This window comes from Sporosarcina sp. ACRSM (genome assembly GCF_022346545.1).
GTDB lineage: Bacteria > Bacillota > Bacilli > Bacillales_A > Planococcaceae > Sporosarcina.
In genome coordinates, this window is sequence record NZ_JAKRNU010000005.1 from 151,530 (window position 1) to 173,637 (window position 22,108).

Genomic DNA, 22,108 nt, shown 5'->3' on the forward strand with positions numbered 1-22,108 from the left:
AAGCAGAAAAGCCCGCCAAATTTGGTGGGCTTTTCTGCTTTATATTTTATTTTGATTTATCGTCGTTAATATCTGAGACATAATTTTGATTGGTGATTTTATCGTCCCCGATATTTTCGGCATTATTGTAAGAAACATTGCTGTTGCCTGTTTTCTGCTTTTCAGGTGAAGTGTTTTCGTGTTGGTCCAACTGTTTGATGACGGCTTCTTTCAGTGCTTCGGCCGTGGAAGTTGCTGGTTCCTCTCCCGCCCCGTTCTTCTGTGTTTGAGCAGAAGCTGTTCCTCCAGTGTATTCAATCGCTTCTTCTCCTTCTGACGAAACAGTGCCGTCGTCCATCGGTACAGAAGTTTTCGATGTCATGGATTTCACTTTGTCAACAAGTTGCCCCGATTGCTCTTGGATCGTTTTCGATATGCCACCGGTCTTCTCTTTCGCAACGGAAGTGAGCTCCGTCGCTTTATCTTTAGCCACCGAACTGATTTCAATACTTTTCGCCTTTAACTGGTTAGCTTGTGAGGAAAAATCTTCCCGCATTTCACTGCCTGTTTTCGGTGCGAGAAAAAGGGCTGTAGCAGCTCCAATTACACCACCTACAATCGCTCCAAATAGAAAGCTTCCAGCATGACTATCATTCTCCTCCTCATAAAAGGAACTTCTATAGTTTCGTTCGTCATAATTTGCTGGCAAATAAGATGGTTCTCCGAAAGAGTTTTCGTAATACTTGTTGCCCCCATTAAATTCATGATGGATTCTTGGATCGTTAAAATTCGGCTTTCCTGTACTATTTTCACTCATGGCTGTTTCCTCCTATTATCTTCGCTTTCTATATTTAATTTGTCCTTTTTCAAGAAACTTAATGACGATCCGACGGAGAAAGTAAATTTTGGGATCCAGTGGAAGGTTTGTAGACCGTCCATCCTGTACTCCCCTTCTTTTTGCTCTTCACTTTCTCGACAACGTCAATGACGACATTGCTCCATTGTACGACCTGTGCAATCTTCTCGCTATTCCGCTCCGCCTCACTTGCAATGGAGTTTGAAACGCGTCGGACGGATGAATTCAAGTCTGTGACGGAATCACCCACTCCTTTAACTGCATCGACGACAGAATTTAGCTTGACCACTTTTTGTTGAATATCTTCCGCAAGCGTATTCGTCTTATGTAGAAGCTCTGTCGTTTCTTTCGTCACACCTTCCAGTTGCTCGGTCATTTCATCCATCGTTTCAGATACACTTTTCAACGTTTTCTTCAACGAGAACAGCGTCATTGCAAGTCCTATACATAGGATCAAAAATGCAATCGCAGCAACAATTGCCGCTATGTACAATAAATTCTCCATGGCGATGCCTCCTTCATCTTGCTAACTATTGTCTACCCTTTTTCAATGAAGAATAAACGTTATACCTCTACAACAACTTCGACAACAATCTTCATTTTCCTGCACTTAAATAAAATCATTTTCTTACATTCCACTTTTCGATCAATCACGCCTTTGCGTGATTGTGTCCAGATTTTTTCGAGCTCGCTCGAAAAGCTCCTCTGAAAATCTGTGACATCCGCCGGAGGCTTAACTTGAATCAGTAGGTCGTTTGAACTATCTCCGATTGAAATGCCTTCTGACATTCATCCAATACTTTTTGATGTAGGGGACTTCTGCTGAATCAAGTTAACTAAAGAAAAAACAGCCAATCCATATGGATCAAGCTGTTTTCCCCTTTTCAAGAAAGGCTTTAAAAGCATTCATATATTTCTGCACGTCTCCGGCTCCCATAAATAAGTACACGGCATTTCTATGCGTATTCAGCATATGACTCTCTTCCAACAGCAAATGTTGTGCTCCCGGTATCTTATTCACCAAGTCCTCAACCGTCAAATCTCCGGCCTTTTCGCGGGCAGAACCGAAAATATCACATAAATAAACATGATCCGCCGCAGAAAGGCTCGATGCAAACTCTTCCAGAAGAGCAGCGGTCCTCGTAAACGTATGCGGCTGAAAGATCGCCACGATTTCACGATCAGGATATTTTTGTTTTGCCGATTGCAAAGTCGCCCGGATTTCAGTCGGATGATGTGCATAATCATCTACGATGACCCGATCGTCCATTTCCGTTACGGTAAACCGTCTTTTCACGCCATGAAACGTTGAAAGTCTCTTCTGGATAACAGAGGCTTCTACACCTTCATAATGGCAAAGTGCAATAATGCCTAGCGAATTCAAGATGGCATGATCACCGGCCAACGGAATGGTAAAAGTATGGTAAAACTCATTACGAACAAACACGTCAAAACTTGAACCCGTGACCGTTTTCTTTATATTTTTTGCTGCAAAATCATTTGATTCCTCAAAACCGTAGTAAACGACAGGCACGTTCGCTTGGATTTTTTGAAGATGAATGTCATCCCCACATGCAATCAATGCTTTTTTGACACGCAATGCCATTTCGCCAAATGCATTCAATACATCCGACAAATCTTTAAAGTAATCGGGATGATCGAAATCGATATTCGTCATAATTGCATAATCAGGTGCATAAGCAAGAAAATGTCTTTTGTATTCACATGCTTCAAATACGAAGTATTCACTATTTTCCGGTCCACTTCCCGTACCATCTCCGATCAAGTAGGCGGTGGCCGAGTGGCCGGATAGAACATGGGCAAGCAAACCAGTCGTCGACGTTTTGCCGTGTGAACCGGTCACCGCGATCGAGGTGAAATTCCCCATATAATTCCCAAGAAAATCATGGTATCGAATCACTTCAAGCCCCAATTCTCTCGCTTTTATCAGTTCCGGATGACTATCTGGAAAAGCATTTCCCGCGATAATCGTCATGCCGGGTTTAATATTGTTTTCGTCAAAGGGTAGAATAGGAATTTTTCTTTCGTGCAGCGGTTCTTCAGTGAAGAACCACTTTTCCACATCCGATCCCTGTACTTCATTGGCTGAATCATGGAGAATTTGGGCGAGTGAACTCATCCCGGCTCCCTTGATGCCCGTAAAATGGAACAATGTCATAGTGCAACCTCCCGGGATCATTTCTGTTCCCAATTTAATCAAGCTCGTTCATGAGCTACTTCATTGTAACATCGTTTTTGCGAAACGATGAATTGTCTTAATAATCCGGACGCTCTGTCAATTTTTCTATGTCACTTTCTGTCAAAAAGACATCACGCGGTTTGCTTCCCCGCTGTTCAGAGATGAACCCTTTTTTCTCCATGCGGTCCATCAGCTTAGCTGCCCGATTATAACCGATGCTAAAATTACGCTGTAATAACGATGTGGATGCACCGCCTTGTTCATAGACGAATATGCAGGCATCCTCAAACAGAGGGTCCGTCTCCTCTTCTTCGATACTGGTGGCAAGAAGCTCTTCCTGTCCGAATAGATAGTTTGGAGCCGCCTCGTTTTGAACGTGTTCTATTATACGTTCAATTTCATCATCCGTGACAAATGTACCTTGAAGCCGCACGGCCGATGACTGTCCATTGCCAATATACAACATATCCCCTTTTCCGAGTAGCCTTTCCGCTCCCGGCGTATCGATGATCGTTCTGGAATCGATTTGGGAAGACACTGAAAATGCAATGCGTGTCGGTATATTCGCTTTAATGGTACCTGTAATGACATCAACAGAAGGACGTTGTGTCGCAATGATCAAATGGATCCCGCAAGCGCGCGCTTTCTGTGCAATGCGGCTAATCGACACTTCAACATCCGCCGGCGCCATCATCATTAAGTCCGCAAGTTCATCGATGACGATGAGCAAATAAGGCATTTTCAATGAAAATTGTCGATTCTCCACCGCAAGCTTATTATAACGTTCAATATCCCTGACCCCAGCGTGTGCCAGCAGTTCGTAACGTCTTTCCATCTCCGCAACAGCCCACTTCAATGCTGCAGTAGCCGCCTTCACATCTGTAATGACAGGGCTGATTAGATGGGGTATGCCATTGAATGGTGCGAGTTCAACCATCTTCGGATCAATTAACATCAGCTTCAAATCAGCCGGATTAGCCTTATAGAGAAGACTGACCAAAATGGAATTTATACAGACCGACTTACCGGATCCCGTTGCCCCTGCAATCATTCCGTGAGGCATTTTCCGTAAATCCAACGTGACGGGTTCACCTGTCAAGCTAAGTCCAAGGACAGCTTCCATCGGAGATGTAGAAGCACTGAACTTCTCTGTCGAAATCACTTCCGATATACGAACAGCCCTTGTCTTTCGATTCGGTATTTCAATCCCTATGGAACTGCGACCTGGAATCGGTGCTTGAATCCGAATATCCTCTGCCGCAAGTGCAAGCTTCAGGTCATCGGTTAGGTTTCGGACTTTGCTCACCTTTGTTCCCTGTCCGACTGTCAGTTCAAAACGGGTGACAGTCGGCCCTTGTACCGCCTCAATGACATTGGCTTGTACTGAAAAATGGGATAAGGCCACTTCCAGCTTTTCCGATTGCGACTCCAACCATTCCGAATCTTCGATATGAAGTTCAGGAGGAATGAGAAAATCCATCGGAGGCATAGCATAATAAGGCTCTTCCTCTACTGTCGCCTCCACTTCACTCGCAGCCGCATGGAAAGAACTGCCGGTCTCCTTCTGAATCGCTTCACGTTCAGCGATCTCTTTATCGGCACGGAAAATGTTTTCTTTGCTTTCGGTACTGCCCAACCAGGCATGGATAGTAGGTGGTTGCGAAGCCTGCAGTTTTTCTTTATCCGATTTCAACATTAACACATTGAAAGGAACGGTTTTCTCCGCCTTCTTTTCCGGCTCTTGTACAACAGGTTCAATCACTGGCTCTGGAATTTCCACAGTGGATAGAGATGGTTCAACAGCATGTTCTTCTACTATTTCGTCAACCGTGTCTACCGTATCAATTTCAGGCAATTGCTCCAGAATTTCCGTCGATGTTTCCTTAGATTGGAAAGTTTCCTCAATGGAAGCCGGGACTTCCATTGCATACTCTGCGCTTTCATCTTCCACCAATTCCATGGACTCGATTTCTTCCAATCGTTCCGAAACTTCTAAAAGCGCTTCTATAAGTTCCAATGGTTCCTCACTAACTGGCGGAGTTTCAACCGGATATTCTGCTGTCTGTTCTTCTGCCACTTCCATGGATTCGGCTTCATCCAATTGTCCAGGAACTTCGAGTGACGCTTCCATAAGTGTCGCCGGTTCCTCACTCGCTGCTGGTGTTTCAACTGGATACTCCGCTGTCTGTTCTTCTGCAATTTCCATGGACTCGGCTTCATCCAATTGTCCGGGAACTTCGAATGGCGCCTCCACAAATGCGGCCGGTTCCTCACTCGCTACTGGTGTTTCAACTGGATACTCCGCTGTCTGTTCTTCTGCAATTTCCATGGACTCGGCTTCATCCAATTGTCTGGGAACTTCGAATGGCGCCTCCACAAATGCGGCCGGTTCCTCACTCGCTGCTGGTGTTTCAACTGGATACTCTGCCATCTGTTCTTCTGCCACTTCTAAGGACGCCACTTGATCCAGTTGTCCAGGAACTTCTAGAGGTTCTTCCATAAGTTCCACCGGTTCCTCACTAGCTGTTGGAGCTCCGACTGCTTGCTCTTCCGACTGTTCTTCTACCACTTCCTGAAACTCGATTTCATGCGATTGTTCCGGAATTTCTGCAAGCTTATCCATAGGGTGTACAGTTTCTTCCGTTACAATTCCTGTCGTTTCAATCTCATCCGGAGTCTTTGCATCCATTCGTTCTGAGGGCAAAGAAAGCTCCTCATTTCTATAAACCGAGGTCTCTTCTTCTTTTATTGTTGCGAAAGACGTTTCTTCCACAATGCGTTCCCGACTTTCGAGAAATGCCGGCTTCGATTCTTCTGATTTTAATTCATTTGACATCACGGATTTCGGCCGAGTATATCCGTATATCGGAGAAGGGACCGAGGACGGTATAAACGTTTTACTGAAATATTTGGGATTCGTTTTTTTCTTTTCAGTACTTTCCTTAGGCAATGCGTCGGCTTTTATCGGGAAGACTTCCTTTTCTTTCTCATCAGGAATCGGATATTTTTTTATATCCCCTACCCGATACACATTGACGGGTCTATTGTCGCCCGGCCATCTTTCGTTTTCAAATAGCGGCTTCGTTTCATAGTCATCTTCAGTATCTTTTCGATCCTTATCGTTTCTAGTAGATGCACGTTTCGTTGTCGGCTCATCCTCCCAACCGTATATTTCCGCATCCGAAATGATGGGAAATCGAAAGGAAGGTCCTTGTTTCCGTTCATATTTTTCAACCGTGACCACTTGATCATCTTCATAATGTTGTTCTACACTTTCCGTGCTCGTATCTTCTTCCGGTCCAACAAACCGATTCATAATTTTTTTAAACCAACTCAAGACTATCACTCTTTTCATCTCAATCACTCTATTTTAACAGGAATATCAAGACGAAATCAATTTAATCCGTGAAAATAGGAAATGCGTAGGGGCTACCTCAATAAGGACTGTAGTCTACGTACGTAAGTTGTATATGTCCTGATAATCAATTACTATTCCAAAAAGAGTGTAGACAAGTAAAACACTTTGTCTACACTCTGAAATATGCGAGAACGGGACGTTTTCGCGATTATTTTTTAAATGGAGCCCCTATAACTGCATCGCTATTTAAAACTAATATTCCTTTTTCTTCTGGTGCGTCCGGCAAGGCAAGTTCTTTCGCTGAACAAATCATACCAGCAGAAGCAACGCCGCGCAATTCGGCATCCCGAATAACCATCCCGGAAGGCATGACTGCTCCCACTTTTGCGACAACCACTTTTTGCCCGGCATCGACATTCGGAGCACCACAAACGATTTGAACAGTTTCATCACCGATATCTACTGTACAAATACTTAGTTTGTCTGCATTAGGATGCTTTTCCTTTTTCGTTACATGCCCAACAACGAACTTCGGAGACAAGTCAACCTCCAACTGAATGTCAGCGCCGTTCTTATGAAGTGCTTCTTGGAGTTGCTTCACGATTTCTTCCGTTAACTCGTCACTAAGTTTTTCTACATCTACATAACTAGATGCATGGAAAAGGTTCAGTGCAACCAACTCGTCTGATGTTTCATCGTGAATCGCCGTGACATCCCCGTAAGATTTTGTTGTCACCGAGTGTGAACGGGCAGCTGTCAACTGAACAAGTAAAACATCCCCGACACCGTTCACGTTATAAAACAAATTCATTTTTTCTTTCCTTCCCTTCTTGCCAACCGATTTTTTGCCATGATGAAAATAGGTTCCAGCTTGCCATCTTCATAGATGAATGATAGCGAAGTAACCGGAACAACGCCAGTTGTAAAGAAATGCATCGTCATCTGCGCCAACACATCGTATCCGGTATCATTACGGATATCTCCAATGATCAACACGTCTTGATGAGGGACAGAGACAGTCATATGCCCTTCAATTTTCCCTGCCATTTCCTTCAAGAACGCACTATTCAAGATCCGGCTTGCGTCATAGCCGTCATTATTATTAATGAAATAATAGATATTTCCCGAAACATCGTCTCGTTTCATCGTTGTCGGCAACGCTCTTAATCTGAATAACGCCGACTCCGTCATTTCCTGTACGGACAGTCCAATTGATTCTACCATGCTTTCATCGATCAGACGATACGTTGTCCCCAAATCAAGCGCATAGTAAATACGCGTTTCGGCTGTATGTTCTTTTGTGATAAATCGATGACCGGCAGTAGATTCACGCGGAAACGACGTCGATCGGATAACAGGAAAAATGAGTGATTCACTAGAAAATCCTTCAGCTTCTTCTTTTTCCATCGCTCGGAAAGTTTCACGAATCGTATAGACCACCTCATCGATGGCCACTTCCTTCTTCTGTTCATACTTAGCCAGAATTTCAGGTAAAGAGATGCTCATCCCTTTTTTCAAAAGCGCATGTTCCAATCGAACTTTGTCATGCTTCCGGTCGAACTGCCACTGGAAATGTTCGGAAGGAAGATGCTGTTTCAATACTTCAATCAATTGTTCAGAATTCATTTATCACGAATGCCTCCAATCAGGAATCCCGCTTAATGGAGCGCACGATTTCCATCATTCTAGTCAAATCTTCTTCAATATTTTTTTGTTTTGTCATTGTCGTCATTTTCGCACCGCCCACGCTTGCAATCAGTTCTACGCGATCATTGCCAGTTGCGATAACGGCAGCAAACCCAAAAACGCCTTCTTCTTCAAAAGTGGCCTGCTCGACAATTTCTTTTTCTTGGTCTGCCAGCAGTAATTCGTAAAACAATTTGCTATCCTTCTTTTCATTTGGATTATTGAAAAGAATATAGGTTTCATCCTGTTTCGTGAAAATGATATTTTGTGCATCCGAGTTTTCACTTAAACTAAAACCTGCAGGCTTATATAGTTTAACATCTTCAATTTCTTCTGTGACGTTCTTATCATTTGATTGAAATGCCGTTTGAGCCGCCCGGATCCCGGCTACCGCCCTATCATCGAGCGTTTTTCCACATCCAGCAAGTACTAGTACCGATAACATCACAAGGATTATCCATTTCCACTCCCGGGACATTCGATTTCCCCCCATCCTTTAAGATGAATTCCAATTCCCATTTTAGAGATGTTACAAAGCAGTTGCAACCATCGGGGTTTATTCTTCCAATTGACGATACTTGAATTGACCGATTAACAATTGCAGAATATGTTCAAATAACGCATCCCTTTTGACAGCTTGGGCAGTGAACATCCCCATTGCGCCTTCTTTTTGACGGATGCCATTCATTTTAAAATAATTGTCAACGACCGGTCCAAGTTCCTTGCCATTCAGCATCTCTTCCGCAATGGCAGGCGGGAGCGGTATTTGTGCGCCACCTGCAGTAAATTTTGTTCCATCAGGCAACTTCAGCGCTCCCCAATTACAAAGGTACACTTGGCCCTCAAGTGTTCGAACCCCTCCTTCCAATCCGATGCCGATCGCCCCTTCTTTCAGGCTTGACGCCCGTAAGGCCCGATTCAGCGCGCCAAGTCTTGTCTCTTCATCCCCGAAAGGTTGCTCCGATACACCAGAACCTACCTCCGCCGCCTCGATTTTGGCCTGTGGAAAATGAAGTGCAATGACACGTCTCGCCGCGCTCAGTTTTGCCGAATTTGTTGATCCGATAATGAATTCCATATGCTTTCACCTCTTTATTAATTTTTATACCTACTAAAAACCGTCCCACAACAGTTTAGGACGGTTATGTCATAGGCATTTATACGTTGCTTTTTATCGTTTCCAAAGTCGTTTTATCACATGCTTTTACCAATTTGACGAGCAGTTCTTTCGCCGCAGCATAATCATCCGTGTGAATGATGGAGCCCGATGTATGAATATAACGTGAACAGATTCCGATAACAGCGCTCGGCACACCCTCGTTGGACATATGGACACGCCCAGCATCGGTTCCGCCTGGTGAAATGAAGTATTGGTAAGGAATTTGATGTGTTTCTGCCATATCGAGGATAAATTCACGCATTCCACGATGAGTGACCATCGAGCGATCAAAAATACGCAATAATGTGCCTTTCCCTAGTTGCCCAAATTCATTTTTATCGCCATTTGCATCATTGGCTGGGCTAGCATCCAGCGCAAAGAATAAATCCGGGTTAATCATTGTCGAGGCGGCGGCAGCCCCTCGAAGTCCAACTTCTTCCAATACATTGGCGCCGGAATATAGCTGATTCGGCAAAGTTTCGCCGTGCACTTCTTTCAATAATTCGATGGCAAGGCCGCAACCATAGCGGTTATCCCATGCTTTGGCAAGAATCTTTTTTTCATTTGCCAACGGTGTGAATGACGTAACCGGAACAATTTGTTGACCAGGACGAATCCCGATTCTCTTCGCATCAGCTTTATCATCCGCACCGATATCAATCAGCATGTTTTTGATATCCATCGGCTTATTGCGCACTTGATCACTTAACAAATGCGGTGGAATGGAACCGATTACACCAATGACCGGCCCGTTATCCGTCATCACTTGCACACGTTGCGCGAGCAAAACTTGGCTCCACCACCCGCCGAGTGGTTGAAAACGGATCATGCCATTATCCGTTATTTGACTCACCATAAAGCCGACTTCATCCATATGGCCCGCCACCATTATTCTCGGGCCATCCTCAGGTCCTTTTCGGACACCAAAAATACCCCCTAAATTATCTTGAATCACTTCATCGGCATATTTTCGCAGCTCCCCTCGCATATAGTCCCGGACAGCGTGTTCATTACCCGGTGCCCCCGGCAATTCAGTCAACGTCCTAAACATTTCCATCGTCTCTTTGTGCATGAAAAGACCTCCACTTTCTTATGTATAATCCTTATTGTAGTCGATATTGCCGATAGTATCCAACGTTCCATTCATTCCTCCGAAATACTTTCTTCCCGACTTTTTCGTCTAAAGAACTTCAAATTGTATCACCTGCCGGCACCGCTCTGAAGCAAATTTATGGTACACTGGTTAAAAGTCTGATAGTGGAGGGATACAGCAATGAAAGTGAATAATTTCCTAGCAGGCGTATTGACTGGTGTAGCAGCAGGCATTGTCGTCAGCGAAACAATTGATCGTCTGAACAAAAATGTCCCAGCCGATACCGTTCTAAACACTGTAAAAGAAGCGTTTAAAAACGAAGGACCGATAGACGGATCATGGATCGTCATGAAGACAGAACCTTTTCAAAATAATGTCATTTCAATGGATGTATACCGCGGTGGCATTTCACGCATCAAAAACGGTGAACTGGAACAATTTGAATTTGCGGCGGATGCCAAAACAGGCACAGTCGTTGAACTCGTTAAACGCTAACATACAAAAAACCGTTACATACCCGAATTTTTCGGCATGTAACGGTTTTTTTCATTTAATATCCCTATCTCTTTTACATGTTCATATATTGTGATTCAAGTCGATAGATCGGCTGTCCTTTTGCGGAAAACTTCTCTTCGTATTCTGTCATTATATTATCTTCAGGCATCTCCGCATGCAAATCGAGTGATACAGCTTTTAAACGCATCCCGTAAGCGGACATGGAAACAAGTGAATATTCGAATAAATAGCGATTATCCGTTTTAAAATGGATCTCTCCTCCCGGCACGAGGACTGTTTCATAGAGCTTCAAAAAGGATTCATGTGTCAATCTCCTTTTTTCATGCCTTGTTTTCGGCCACGGATCGGAAAAGTTCAAATACACCCGATCAATTTCCCCTTTATGGAAAATATTCAAAAGGTCCACTCCATTCGCACGGAAAAGTCGAAGATTGGAAGGTTTCCCCGCCTCAATCGCTTTTTCAAGAGCTGACACGATGACATTATCGAAATGCTCAATTCCGATATAATTGACATTCGGATTGGCAAGTGCCATCCCGACGATAAATTGCCCCATCCCCGTTCCTACTTCAATATGGATCGGATTGTCATTGCCAAACAAAGTATGCCACCCATTGTTCAATTTTTCAGGTTCTGCTAGAAGGACGTCGGGATGTTCAGCCATGAAATCCCTTGCCCACGGTTTATTTCGAAGACGCATATCATACACTCTTTTCTATTCAAAATTCTTCATTGTTTAGTTTTTCACTGTCGTTTTGTTCTTCATCTGCTTCAAAAAGCCTACTGATCGAAGTGCTCTGACCGACATCCAATATCGCTTGGGCCGCCTTAAACTGGGAAAATTTCATCGGCACCACCGACTTTTGAAGAGCGGCAAACCATTCAGGATAAGAGCGTCTGTCAATCATTTTGACATCGAAAGACGCTCCTGGATAATCGATAAAGCCATTGCGGGACAACAAGTATTTCTTGACAGGAAAGTCGATATCCGACGCCTTGAAAAGCCCGCTGATGATTTTTTCCATCCGGTTCAAGGCGATTAACGGATTGAGCAACTTTGTCTCATTTTCTCCGAATTTTTTTATCCAAAACCGTTCCCCTCCCCCGACAAATGCTGCTACATCTTCTTCTTCGAGGACGGTGATGCACATGCATTCAACGGGAGTGACAATGATGATATCCAGTTCAATAGGCGCTTTTTTCAATAATAGAATCGGGTAATAGAACAGCAAATAATTATCCGGAAGCTGTTGGGCAAAACTGCGCAATAAGGAATCCCGCATGAACCGGGGATCCACACGGGAGCTGTCCATCAATGTGGAGCTTGCCCATTTGATCTGAAAATGGAACAATTGATCAATATACAGTTTCCTTAATTGTTTCAGCGTGGTTGGATTGTAGATGATGTTCGGATTAAATCCTAAGTCCGGCTCTTCATCCTTTTCCGTCTCTTCCGATTCAAGTTCTTCTTCCACCACTGTTTTCCGTTGCCCGAACAACCGGAAAATCGGGGAAAACCATTTTCCGTTCCCCCGCTCTTCAGGTTCCTCCTCCACTTGCTGATGCCACTCCGTCAAATCCGCTCCGTTTTCCCATTGAAATTTCATCCGCTCCCATTGATATTTCTTCAGGCGAATATATTGCGTCGGGTAACGGGATAAATCCTGTTCATAACGCGAGACATAATCTAACATTTTAACGAGTTGCGCCATTTTTTACCACTCTCCTCACAACCGTGCGTTATCAATCATTCACCTGCAACGCATGCCGGGATTTGGATTGCAAACGCTTTTTGTAAGTTGACCGTTAAAGTACCTGGTTTACCAGTACCGATCGGTCGTCCATCAATTGACGTAATCGGTGTAATTTCCGAAGTCGTTGATGTTAAAAAGAACTCATCCATCGCAAACGCTTCGTCGAGCGTAAATGGCTTTTCCTCCACCTGAATTCTTTGTTCGCGACATAGCTTCAGGACGACTTGACGTGTAATACCGTTCAAGATCAAATTGGTCGCCGGATGTGTATACACCTTACCGTCTTTCACGCCAAACAGATTGGATGACGAACCTTCTGTCACCACCCCGTCCCGATGAAGGATCGCTTCGGTACATCCCGCTTCAAACGCTTCCTGTTTTGCCAGCACATTGCCGAGCAGGTTCAAACTTTTAATATCACAACGCAGCCAGCGTACATCTGCAACGGATTTAACAGCCACTCCATTGTCAATCGCTTTTTCGGGCCGTGGATTATTCACTGCATAGGCGACGACAACAGGTGCAACCGTAGGATCCGGGAACTGATGGAGACGCGGAGCAGCGCCTCTTGTCACTTGCATATAGACATGTCCCGTCCCGATTTGGTTGTCTTGCACGAGTTTTTTAGCTATTTCCAATAATTGTTGTTGCGTGAAAGGAATTGTCAGTTTGATTTTCATTGCACTTTCAACTAATCGATTCAAATGCTCTTCCGCGGTAAATAGCTCGCCCTCATATACTTTTATCACTTCATAGACACCATCACCAAAATAATAACCCCGGTCTTCCACTGAAATTTTCAGATTTTCTTTTTCTGTAAATTGACCATCAACAAAGTAAATTGCCATTCGTCATTCTCCTTCCCAGTTCTCTTATACCAGTCGATTGATGGCATCTGCATACATGGCAGTCGCCTTCAATAAATCTTCAATATAAACATATTCATCCGCTTGGTGTGCGACGTCCTCCCGGCCCGGAAAAAGCATCCCGAACGCGACGCCTTTTTCAAGGACACGCGCATACGTCCCCCCACCGATTGCTAACAAGGTCGCTTCCTCACCCGTATGATCGGTATAAACAGCTTGCAAAGTCTGGATCAGCGGGTCTGCTGCATCGACATGATGAGGAGATGAATTGGACTCCACATCGACAGTGAACGATGAATCCGAGAGACGCTCCATACAAGTCGTCATTTTTTCTTCGAAAGGGTAGTTGACGGAATAGCGCATGCTGACATGCACTTCGCCTCCCATTTCCGGATGAAAGGAAACAACACCCGCATTAAGCGTCGTATCGCCTGACACTTCATCATTGAACGCCAGCCCTAGAAAATGTCCACGCGTTTCACTCCCAAACGCTTCCGACATGAATTGGGTAAAGTTTTTCGACGATCCTTCCGCGAAGATTCGATTCAAGAACGATGCAAGTAATACGGCTGCATTCGCGCCGGCATCGGGTTCCATCGCATGCGCCGATTTGCCATGGAGCGTAATGATCGTTTTCCCATCCACTTCTTGCAAATCACCTATCACATCATGGACATTCAGGAATGTCCGGTATTGTTCACCAATCTCCTCGATTCCAACTGTAATATGTGCTTCTGCATAGTCCGGTACCATATTCGTCCGATTTCCAGATTGGAAGCGCAATAATTGACCGTCTGGAGCTTCTGCACATTGTTTGAATACGAGCGTTGCAATTCCTTTTTCAGCGTTGATGATCGGAAAGTCGGCATCGGGTGCAAACCCGACTGTCGGCATCTCCTCTTTTTCAAAATACCGGTCCACACAACGAAAACCACTTTCCTCATCTGTTCCAATAATAAGGCGAACCCGCTTATTAAGTTTTCTCCCGGAATCCTTCACGATTTTCATCGCATGCCAAGCAGCGATTGTCGGGCCTTTATCGTCTATGGCTCCTCGGCCAAACAACTTGCCATCCGAAATGGTTCCTTCAAAAGGGTAAGTCGACCAATTACCGCCTGCCGGAACGACATCCACATGGCAAAGGATTCCGATGATATCGTCTCCTTCTCCCATTTCAATATGCCCAGCCATATTATCGATGTTTTTCACAACAAATCCTTCTTGGCGTCCTTGTTCAAGCAACCATTCAAGCGCACGTTTTGGCTCTGGTCCGAATGGGGCATCCGGTGTCGCCGCATCCTCATCGAGGACGGAAGGTATGGCAATCAATTGCTGTAAGTCTTGAATCAATTGTGCTTCTCTTTTCAATGCTTCCGGTTTCCAATTCATTATTCAACACACCTTCTTTCGTCATCTTTCTATTTTCACACGGAAAGCGCTCAAAAGAAAGAATTACCTTCGCCATTGATTTTTTTACAATAACTTCATGTAATCCTTACAAAAAATATGTTATACTATTATTGTCAGAAGATTTGATCTGACAATATTATTTGCATGATTGCCAATGGAAAGGATGTGCAGGGTCGGGGTAGTTTCAGTACAGCTAAGGCAACATTCATAAGTCTCATGACCATGTTTTTGGAAAATGATGATGAAGGAGTGGGTCAACACTTGAAACCTGCAACTGATCGTATGCTTACACGTATCAAGGATGTCTATCTGTACATTCTTGATAACGGTACCGTTACAACAGAAAGCTTGGCCGAAGAATTTGGCATCACTCACCGTACCGTTCAACGGGACTTGAATGTCCTAGAATACAATGAGCTCATCACGAGCCCGGTCCGCGGTAAATGGACGACGACAGCAAAAAAAGTGAAACTAACCTCTTGATTTCTGCATATCCTTATCAGAAGAAGGCTGAATCGCGTAAAGCGGCTCAGCCTTCTTCATGCTAGTTCCTCAAGCAATGCTATTTCTTCTGCCGTCAACTCCCGATTAGCGCCTAAGTCCAACCCTTTGTCCAAGGAGAGCGGTCCCATCGATAAGCGTTTTAAATAGACGACTTTCTTCCCGACCGCTTCGAACATCCGCTTCACTTGGTGGAACTTCCCTTCTGTAATTGTCAATTCGATCTCAGAGACAGGAGCCGATTTGAGAATGACCAGTCGACCCGGCTTCGTTTCATAACCATCGTCTAGGATGACCCCTTCTGCAAACCGCTCCACATCTTCTTCTGTGACGATTCCCTCAATATGGGCGAAATACGTTTTCGGCACCCCTTTTTTCGGCGACAATAAATTATGGGCGAGCTTCCCGTCATTCGTCAGCAACAGGAAGCCTTCTGTATCTTTATCCAACCGCCCGACCGGAAAGGGTTCAAAATGACGGAATTCCGCATCCAATAGATCGATCACGGTGCGATCCCTCAAATCTTCCGTAGCCGACAATACGCCTTGCGGTTTGTTCATCATCAAATAAATAAATTCTTTATAGACCACTTTTTCACCAAGGATCGTTACCTCATCTTTGTCTGTGTCAATATGGAGGGCTGCATCTTTCACGGTTTCGGTATTGACACGGACCACGCCTTTTTTCAAAAGTTGCCGCACTTCTTTCCGTGAACCATAACCCATATTAGCCAATAATTTATCCAAGCGCATTCCAATCATCTCCTAAAACCAAGCTTGTTCGTCAATCTAGTCAAACGATTTCCAAATAGTTTCTGTGCAAGACCGGTTTTGAAAGACAGATAACCGTAGACAGCTGCTCCCACCATTGCACATAGTAAAACATAAAGGAGCGCATGCATTTTCCCATCCGCCTCACTAATCGCCGTTAAACCTTTCAGCGTGAGCGCCACTGTTATGAACATGATCAGGTTTAATAACCCAATAAGGATCAATCTTCTGAACACCATCTTCGAACGATAATGAAGCGTTTTTGTAATAACAGCGATATTCAAACCGACTGCGATAGAATACCCGATTGCAGTAGCAGCAATCGCTCCATCCGTCTCAAACAATTTAATAAGTGGTATGTTCAATACCAATTTGAACAGCAAGCCGAGCAACGAAGTGAAAACAATCCATTTTTGGCGGTCAATCCCTTGCAAAATCGCCGCCGTCACCGTGAACAAACCGAACAGGATGGCCACAGGTGCGTAGCTTGCCAAGATCTCAGATCCCGCCTCACTCTTGCTGTAAAGGAATTGATAAAGCTCATCTGACAACACGATCAAGCCGATCACCATCGGAACCGTCAAAAACAACATGATCTGATAGGTTTGATCGAGTGAACGCGTAATTCCCTTCTGATCATTTTTCGCATAATAACCCGTAATGACGGGAATGAGCGCCATTGAAAACCCCGTTGCTACCATAACAGGAATCATGACAAACTTATGTGTAAGGAGATTTAACATCGCAAAATAGGTGTCTGTCACATTTGCCAGTCCAATCGATGCCATTGCATTGTTAAAGGTGATCATATCGACAAACTGATAAAGTGGATTGATGACCCCGACAAGGACAAACGGTAAAATATAGGCAAATACTTCCGTATACATATCTGTGATGGATACCTTACCGGCAGAAGGACTATTGGCGAGCAGGTGATCAAATTCAGGCTTGTAACTTCTCCAATATTTATAGAGGACGACCAAACCGGCAAGTGCTCCGATGAACGCCGCAAAGACAGCGAAATTCACTGCAGTCCTCGGGGATTCATTCATGAAATTGACGACGATGAAAGCCCCTACGAGTACAACGACAATCCGCACAATCTGTTCCACCAACTGAGAAACCGATGTCGGCATCATTTTATGATTCCCTTGCAGAAAGCCACGCACAATGCTCATGATTGGAACAACTAGCAACGCATAACTCACCCAACGGATAACACCCGCGATTTCTTCCACCGTAAAGAGTTGTTCATCGTCTCTCCGCACAAGATGCGCGAGCGGCTCAGCTAGAAAGTACAGCGTTAAAAAAGAGAGTATGCCTGTAAGGGCCATCACCAGCATGCCCGACTTCAGCATTTTCCTCCCCGTCGCATAATCTCCAAGCGCATTATATTTTGAAACAAATTTCGAAATGGCGAGCGGAGCCCCCGAAATGGCAATAGAGAGCGCAATATTATAGGGGATATAGGCATATTGATAAAGACCGATATTTTCCTCTCCGACAATTGCATAAAACGGCATAAGATATAAAAGACCGAGCGCTTTTGATAAAAAGAGCCCAATCGTCAAAATGGCACTGCCTTTGACAAGATTCGATGACATATGTAATCCTTCCAATCTTCATAAAGTGAAACTCCAATTCGTGAGGACATGTCCCCTACCTATTTAAACGAACAGCAAGATAGCTTACGGCAAAGCCTCTGTAATCGGCATCTGTGAATCGGACATTGACAGATTATACCCCTTGCCTTTCAACAGTTGATGGCACTTTTTGTCCGTTCATGCGGCTAAATCCACTTTATACAGTTTACCCTCAGTCGACATTTTTCACAATGCATTGCTGTTATTTGTGTATAATGAGAGAAAAACTGAAAGCGTGGTTCCACTATGTATGACGTTATTATCATCGGCGGGGGTCCATCTGGATTGATGGCTTCGATTGCAGCCGCTGAAAAAGGAAAGAAAGTTCTCCTTCTTGAAAAAGGAAAAAAACTTGGCAATAAATTGGCCATCTCTGGAGGCGGGCGCTGTAACGTGACGAATCGGCTACCGCAGGAAGAAATCGTGAAAAACATCCCCGGGAACGGCCGATTTCTATACGGGCCATTCTCTGTCTTCAACAATGAAGATATCATCCGATTTTTCGAAGGTCTTGGTGTCGCTTTAAAAGAGGAAGACCACGGTCGGATGTTCCCTGTATCCAACAAAGCGAAAGACGTAGTCGATGCCCTCCTAACGGAAATGGCCCGTTTGAAAGTCGAAGTGAAACTCGAGACACGTGTCAAAAAACTGTTAATGGACGACGAGCGCATTCTTGGTGTTCGGCTCGACTCAGGTGAAGAAATCCGATCAAATGCGGTCGTCGTCGCAGTCGGCGGCAAGGCGGTCCCTCAAACCGGTTCAACGGGAGACGGCTATCCTTGGGCGGAAAAAGCAGGTCATACAGTGACAGAACTATACCCGACGGAAGTACCTTTATTATCAAGCGAACCCTTCATTGTCTCTAAAGAGTTACAAGGACTGGCACTTCGTGATGTGGCAGTATCCGTTTTGAACGCCAAAGGAAAAACAGTGATCACTCATCAAATGGATATGCTGTTCACCCATTTCGGCTTAAGCGGCCCTGCCATATTACGATGCAGTCAGTTCGTCGTCAAAGAGCAGATGAAAAACGGGAAAGGCCCAGTTGAAATGCGCATTGATTCACTCCCTTCCATGAATGAAGAGAAAGCCTTTCAACTGCTCCATTCTACACTGAAAGAAGACCCGAAAAAAGCGGTGAAAAATGCATTGAAAGGAATCGCCCCTGAACGATGGTTGCTCTTTTTATTTGAACAGGCAGCTATCGATCCCACTGAAACCGGGGCCTCCATGTCCACGGAGAAAATCCGTTCACTCGCTAAATTATTGAAAGCTTTTCCGATGAAAGTCAACGGCACACAACCGATTGAAAAAGCATTCGTCACAGGCGGCGGTGTTTCCGTGAAGGAAATCGTCCCGAAAACAATGGCTTCCCGCAAAAAAGATGGACTTTATTTCTGCGGAGAAATTTTAGATATCCATGGCTACACAGGGGGCTACAACATCACATCCGCCCTCGTCACTGGAAGAATCGCAGGAATGAACGCCGGCGAATACGCGACCGGTTTATAACATATGCAATAGGCGCCTGTCTAAATTCGTCGGCGCCTATTCCTATTTATAGTATCTAGGAGTGAGGAATGACGCCCTCTGACTGCTACAAGTAATCATTACTTTTGTATCGCGCTCTATATTCCCTGCAAACGATCATTAATTTTGAACAGCGCTTTATAAAATCTCCAAGCGATCATACCCCTAAAAAAACGCTCTTAAAAACCATACTAATAATCACCAACAAACAACTTCCATCACTTAAAAAATCCGCAAGAGCGATAATTGCTCCTGCGGATTTTATATAATTACCCAGCTACGACGATGTTGATCAATCTTCCAGGAATCGCGATGATTTTTTTCACGTCTTTTCCTTCCAGAAGCTCTTTCACTCGTTCATCCTCCAGGACACCTGTTTCAAGTTCTTCTTTCGTTGCGTCTTTTGAAACAACAATTTTCACACGTACTTTACCATTAATTTGAACAGCCATTTCAACAGTATCGTCGACCAGTTTGGATTCATCATATGTCGGCCATGCTTCGTACGTAATGGTATCCGTATGACCTAGTTTCTCCCATAGTTCTTCTGCTAAATGCGGAACGATAGGTGAAATCATTTTCAAGAAGCCTTCTACATATTCTTTCGGAATCGAATCGACTTTATAACCTTCGTTAATGAATACCATCAACTGAGAAATCGCCGTGTTATTCCGCATACCTTCAAAGTCTTCCGTCACTTTTTTCACGGTTTGATGGTACACTTTTTCAAGTTCCCCGCCTGATTCTCCACCGATTTTCGCGCTCAATGTTCCGTCTTCATTGACAAATAGGCGCCAGATGCGGTCGAGGAAGCGTCTTGCTCCATCGAGACCGTTCGTTGTCCATGCTTTCGAGCCTTCCAACGGTCCCATGAACATTTCATACAAGCGAAGTGAGTCTGCGCCGTGTGAATGAACAATATCGTCTGGGTTAATGACGTTGCCTTTCGACTTCGACATTTTTTCATTGCCTTCTCCAAGGATCATCCCTTGGTTAAACAACTTCTGGAACGGCTCTTTCGTTTGAACGACACCGATATCGTAAAGCACTTTATGCCAGAATCGTGCGTATAGAAGATGGAGCACCGCGTGTTCCGCACCTCCGACATAAATGTCAACCGGTAACCAACGTTTTGCCAATTCCGGATCAATGATCATATCGTCGTTGTTCGGATCGATATAACGCAAGTAGTACCAGCAGCTACCCGCCCATTGCGGCATCGTATTCGTTTCACGGCGACCTTTCATGCCCGTTTCGGGATGTACAACATTCACCCACTCTTCGATATTTGCAAGTGGTGATTCGCCTGTCCCACTCGGTTTAATATCGTCAGTGACCGGCAATTTCAGCGGTAGTTCAGATTCGTCAAGCGGAGTCATTGTGCCATCTTCCCAATGGATGATTGGAATCGGCTCGCCCCAATAACGTTGTCTGGAGAATAACCAGTCACGCAAGCGATATGTGATCTTCTTCTCGCCTTTACCTTGTTCCACGAACCAAGCAATCGCTTTTTCGATCGCTTCTTCTTTACCTAGCCCATCTAAGAAACCAGAATTGATATGAGCTCCGTCTCCTACATAAGCTTCCTGTGAAATATCGCCGCCCGCAACCACTTCAATGATCGGCAGGTCGAATTCTTTTGCAAACTCATAGTCCCGCTCATCATGAGCTGGAACCGCCATGATGGCACCTGTTCCGTATGTAGCCAATACGTAATCTGCAATCCAGATCGGCATTTTCTCGCCGCTCGCCGGGTTAATAGCATAGGCACCTGTGAATACGCCCGTCTTCTCTTTGGCAAGATCGGTACGTTCAAGATCACTTTTCATTTTTACTTCATTCAAATAGTTCTCGACTGCCGCTTTCTGTTCGGCTGTCGTAATTTTTTCAACGAGCTTGTGTTCAGGCGCAAGCACTGCGTATGTCGCCCCGAAAATCGTGTCCGGACGTGTAGTGAATGCTTCGAATGATAAATCTGTTCCATCGATGTCGAACGTCAATTGCGCCCCTTCTGAACGACCGATCCAGTTGCGTTGCATATCTTTCAAGCTTTCTGGCCAATCCAGTTCGTCAAGGTCTTCTAGCAAACGATCGGCATATTCAGTAATGCGCAATACCCATTGGCGCATCGGACGGCGCTCGACCGGATGCCCTCCGCGCTCTGATTTCCCGTCAATTACTTCTTCATTGGCCAACACAGTGCCAAGTGCCGGGCACCAGTTCACCGCTACCTCATCGACATAGGCCAGGCCTCTCTTATACAATTGGATGAAAATCCATTGAGTCCACTTGTAATATTTCGGATCTGTCGTATTGATTTCACGATCCCAGTCATAGGAAAAACCGAGGTCATTCATTTGACGTTTGAATGTCGCAATATTTTTCGCTGTAAATTCAGCAGGATCATTCCCCGTATCAAGGGCATACTGTTCCGCAGGCAGTCCGAATGCATCCCACCCCATCGGATGCAGCACATTATAACCTTGCTTCCGTTTGAATGAACTCAAAATATCCGTCGCAATATAGCCAAGCGGATGCCCGACGTGAAGCCCGGCACCTGATGGATACGGGAACATATCGAGAGCATAAAACTTCGGTTTTGAAGGATCGTCCGTCATCTTGAACGTCTGGTTGTCCTTCCAATATTTCTGCCATTTCTTTTCAATCTGTCCATGATTATAACTCATCTGACAATTCCTCCTATTCGAAATAAAAAAACTCTCGTCCCTTAACAAAAGAAGGGACGAGAGATCTATCCACACTCCCGCGGTACCACCCAAATTGACG

The 22,108-nt window shown here is 44.7% G+C and carries 19 protein-coding genes and 1 other annotated feature (1 of these 20 running past the window's edge); of the genes, 3 read left to right on the plus strand and 16 right to left on the minus strand.

The features are described 5' to 3' along the window. Positions 1 to 46: 46 nt before the first annotated feature. From MHZ95_RS09680 to MHZ95_RS09720, 9 genes are all read right to left on the minus strand, one after another. Positions 47 to 796: a YtxH domain-containing protein gene (locus tag MHZ95_RS09680; RefSeq protein ID WP_239390417.1), complete on the minus strand. Its 750-nt coding sequence runs from the start codon at positions 794 to 796 to the stop codon at positions 47 to 49. A 58-nt stretch (positions 797 to 854) separates the two neighbouring features. Next, positions 855 to 1,340 carry a DUF948 domain-containing protein gene (locus MHZ95_RS09685; protein WP_239390418.1) on the minus strand — a complete coding sequence of 162 codons (486 nt, stop codon included), beginning with the start codon at positions 1,338 to 1,340 and terminating at the stop codon, positions 855 to 857. Positions 1,341 to 1,700: 360 nt separating this feature from the next. Continuing rightward, positions 1,701 to 3,014, minus strand: coding sequence for a UDP-N-acetylmuramate--L-alanine ligase (gene murC / locus MHZ95_RS09690; protein WP_239390419.1), 1,314 nt, complete (start codon positions 3,012 to 3,014; stop codon positions 1,701 to 1,703). A 97-nt stretch (positions 3,015 to 3,111) separates the two neighbouring features. Continuing rightward, positions 3,112 to 6,390, minus strand: coding sequence for a DNA translocase FtsK (locus tag MHZ95_RS09695; RefSeq protein ID WP_239390420.1), 3,279 nt, complete (start codon positions 6,388 to 6,390; stop codon positions 3,112 to 3,114). A gap of 211 nt (positions 6,391 to 6,601) precedes the next feature. Further along, positions 6,602 to 7,204: a YtpR family tRNA-binding protein gene (gene ytpR, locus MHZ95_RS09700; protein WP_239390421.1), complete on the minus strand. Its 603-nt coding sequence runs from the start codon at positions 7,202 to 7,204 to the stop codon at positions 6,602 to 6,604. Next, positions 7,201 to 8,019 (minus strand): DUF1444 domain-containing protein, encoded by an 819-nt coding sequence (locus tag MHZ95_RS09705; protein ID WP_239390422.1) that lies wholly within the window; start codon positions 8,017 to 8,019, stop codon positions 7,201 to 7,203. The genes ytpR and MHZ95_RS09705 overlap by 4 nt, the downstream gene beginning before the upstream one ends. A gap of 19 nt (positions 8,020 to 8,038) precedes the next feature. Then, positions 8,039 to 8,557, minus strand: a complete 519-nt coding sequence (locus tag MHZ95_RS09710; RefSeq protein WP_239390423.1) for a hypothetical protein — start codon at positions 8,555 to 8,557, stop codon at positions 8,039 to 8,041. Between the two features lie 78 nt (positions 8,558 to 8,635). After that, the gene (locus MHZ95_RS09715; RefSeq protein ID WP_239390424.1) at positions 8,636 to 9,157 is read right to left on the minus strand and encodes a DUF84 family protein; all 522 of its coding nucleotides are present in this window, start codon (positions 9,155 to 9,157) and stop codon (positions 8,636 to 8,638) included. Between the two features lie 79 nt (positions 9,158 to 9,236). Beyond that, on the minus strand, positions 9,237 to 10,310 hold the full coding sequence (locus MHZ95_RS09720; protein ID WP_239390425.1) for a M42 family metallopeptidase: 1,074 nt from the start codon (positions 10,308 to 10,310) through the stop codon (positions 9,237 to 9,239). A gap of 201 nt (positions 10,311 to 10,511) precedes the next feature. Here MHZ95_RS09720 and MHZ95_RS09725 point away from each other — a divergent pair, with 201 nt between their 5' ends. Continuing rightward, complete coding sequence (locus MHZ95_RS09725) at positions 10,512 to 10,826, plus strand: hypothetical protein (protein ID WP_239390426.1); 315 nt, start codon at positions 10,512 to 10,514, stop codon at positions 10,824 to 10,826. A 73-nt stretch (positions 10,827 to 10,899) separates the two neighbouring features. On the opposite strand, the gene trmB is transcribed toward MHZ95_RS09725, so the two are convergent. Genes trmB through pepV form a run of 4 tightly spaced genes read right to left on the minus strand, consistent with a single transcriptional unit; the run spans position 10,900 to position 14,856 of the window. Then, positions 10,900 to 11,547, minus strand: a complete 648-nt coding sequence (trmB, locus tag MHZ95_RS09730; protein WP_239390427.1) for a tRNA (guanosine(46)-N7)-methyltransferase TrmB — start codon at positions 11,545 to 11,547, stop codon at positions 10,900 to 10,902. Between the two features lie 19 nt (positions 11,548 to 11,566). Then, positions 11,567 to 12,559 carry a nuclease-related domain-containing protein gene (locus tag MHZ95_RS09735; RefSeq protein WP_239390428.1) on the minus strand — a complete coding sequence of 331 codons (993 nt, stop codon included), beginning with the start codon at positions 12,557 to 12,559 and terminating at the stop codon, positions 11,567 to 11,569. Positions 12,560 to 12,594: 35 nt separating this feature from the next. Next, a complete protein-coding gene (gene dat / locus MHZ95_RS09740) occupies positions 12,595 to 13,449 on the minus strand; it encodes a D-amino-acid transaminase (protein WP_239390429.1) in 855 nt (284 codons plus the stop codon). A 24-nt stretch (positions 13,450 to 13,473) separates the two neighbouring features. Further along, complete coding sequence (gene pepV / locus MHZ95_RS09745) at positions 13,474 to 14,856, minus strand: dipeptidase PepV (RefSeq protein WP_239390430.1); 1,383 nt, start codon at positions 14,854 to 14,856, stop codon at positions 13,474 to 13,476. Between the two features lie 282 nt (positions 14,857 to 15,138). Here pepV and MHZ95_RS09750 point away from each other — a divergent pair, with 282 nt between their 5' ends. Continuing rightward, positions 15,139 to 15,360, plus strand: coding sequence for a DeoR family transcriptional regulator (locus MHZ95_RS09750; protein WP_239390431.1), 222 nt, complete (start codon positions 15,139 to 15,141; stop codon positions 15,358 to 15,360). A 56-nt stretch (positions 15,361 to 15,416) separates the two neighbouring features. Here the strand turns inward: MHZ95_RS09750 and MHZ95_RS09755 are convergent, their stop codons facing one another. Next, positions 15,417 to 16,130 carry a pseudouridine synthase gene (locus MHZ95_RS09755; protein ID WP_239390432.1) on the minus strand — a complete coding sequence of 238 codons (714 nt, stop codon included), beginning with the start codon at positions 16,128 to 16,130 and terminating at the stop codon, positions 15,417 to 15,419. 5 nt (positions 16,131 to 16,135) lie between these two features. Then, complete coding sequence (locus MHZ95_RS09760; RefSeq protein ID WP_239390433.1) at positions 16,136 to 17,752, minus strand: putative polysaccharide biosynthesis protein; 1,617 nt, start codon at positions 17,750 to 17,752, stop codon at positions 16,136 to 16,138. 285 nt (positions 17,753 to 18,037) lie between these two features. Between MHZ95_RS09760 and MHZ95_RS09765 the strand changes: the two genes are divergently transcribed. Further along, a complete protein-coding gene (locus MHZ95_RS09765) occupies positions 18,038 to 19,303 on the plus strand; it encodes a BaiN/RdsA family NAD(P)/FAD-dependent oxidoreductase (RefSeq protein WP_239390434.1) in 1,266 nt (421 codons plus the stop codon). A 287-nt stretch (positions 19,304 to 19,590) separates the two neighbouring features. Here MHZ95_RS09765 and leuS read toward each other — a convergent pair whose 3' ends face one another. Further along, entirely contained in the window at positions 19,591 to 22,008 is a 2,418-nt protein-coding gene (gene leuS, locus MHZ95_RS09770; RefSeq protein ID WP_239390435.1) for a leucine--tRNA ligase, read from the minus strand. Between the two features lie 49 nt (positions 22,009 to 22,057). After that, positions 22,058 to 22,108: a binding site (T-box leader), on the minus strand; it runs 166 nt beyond the window's last position.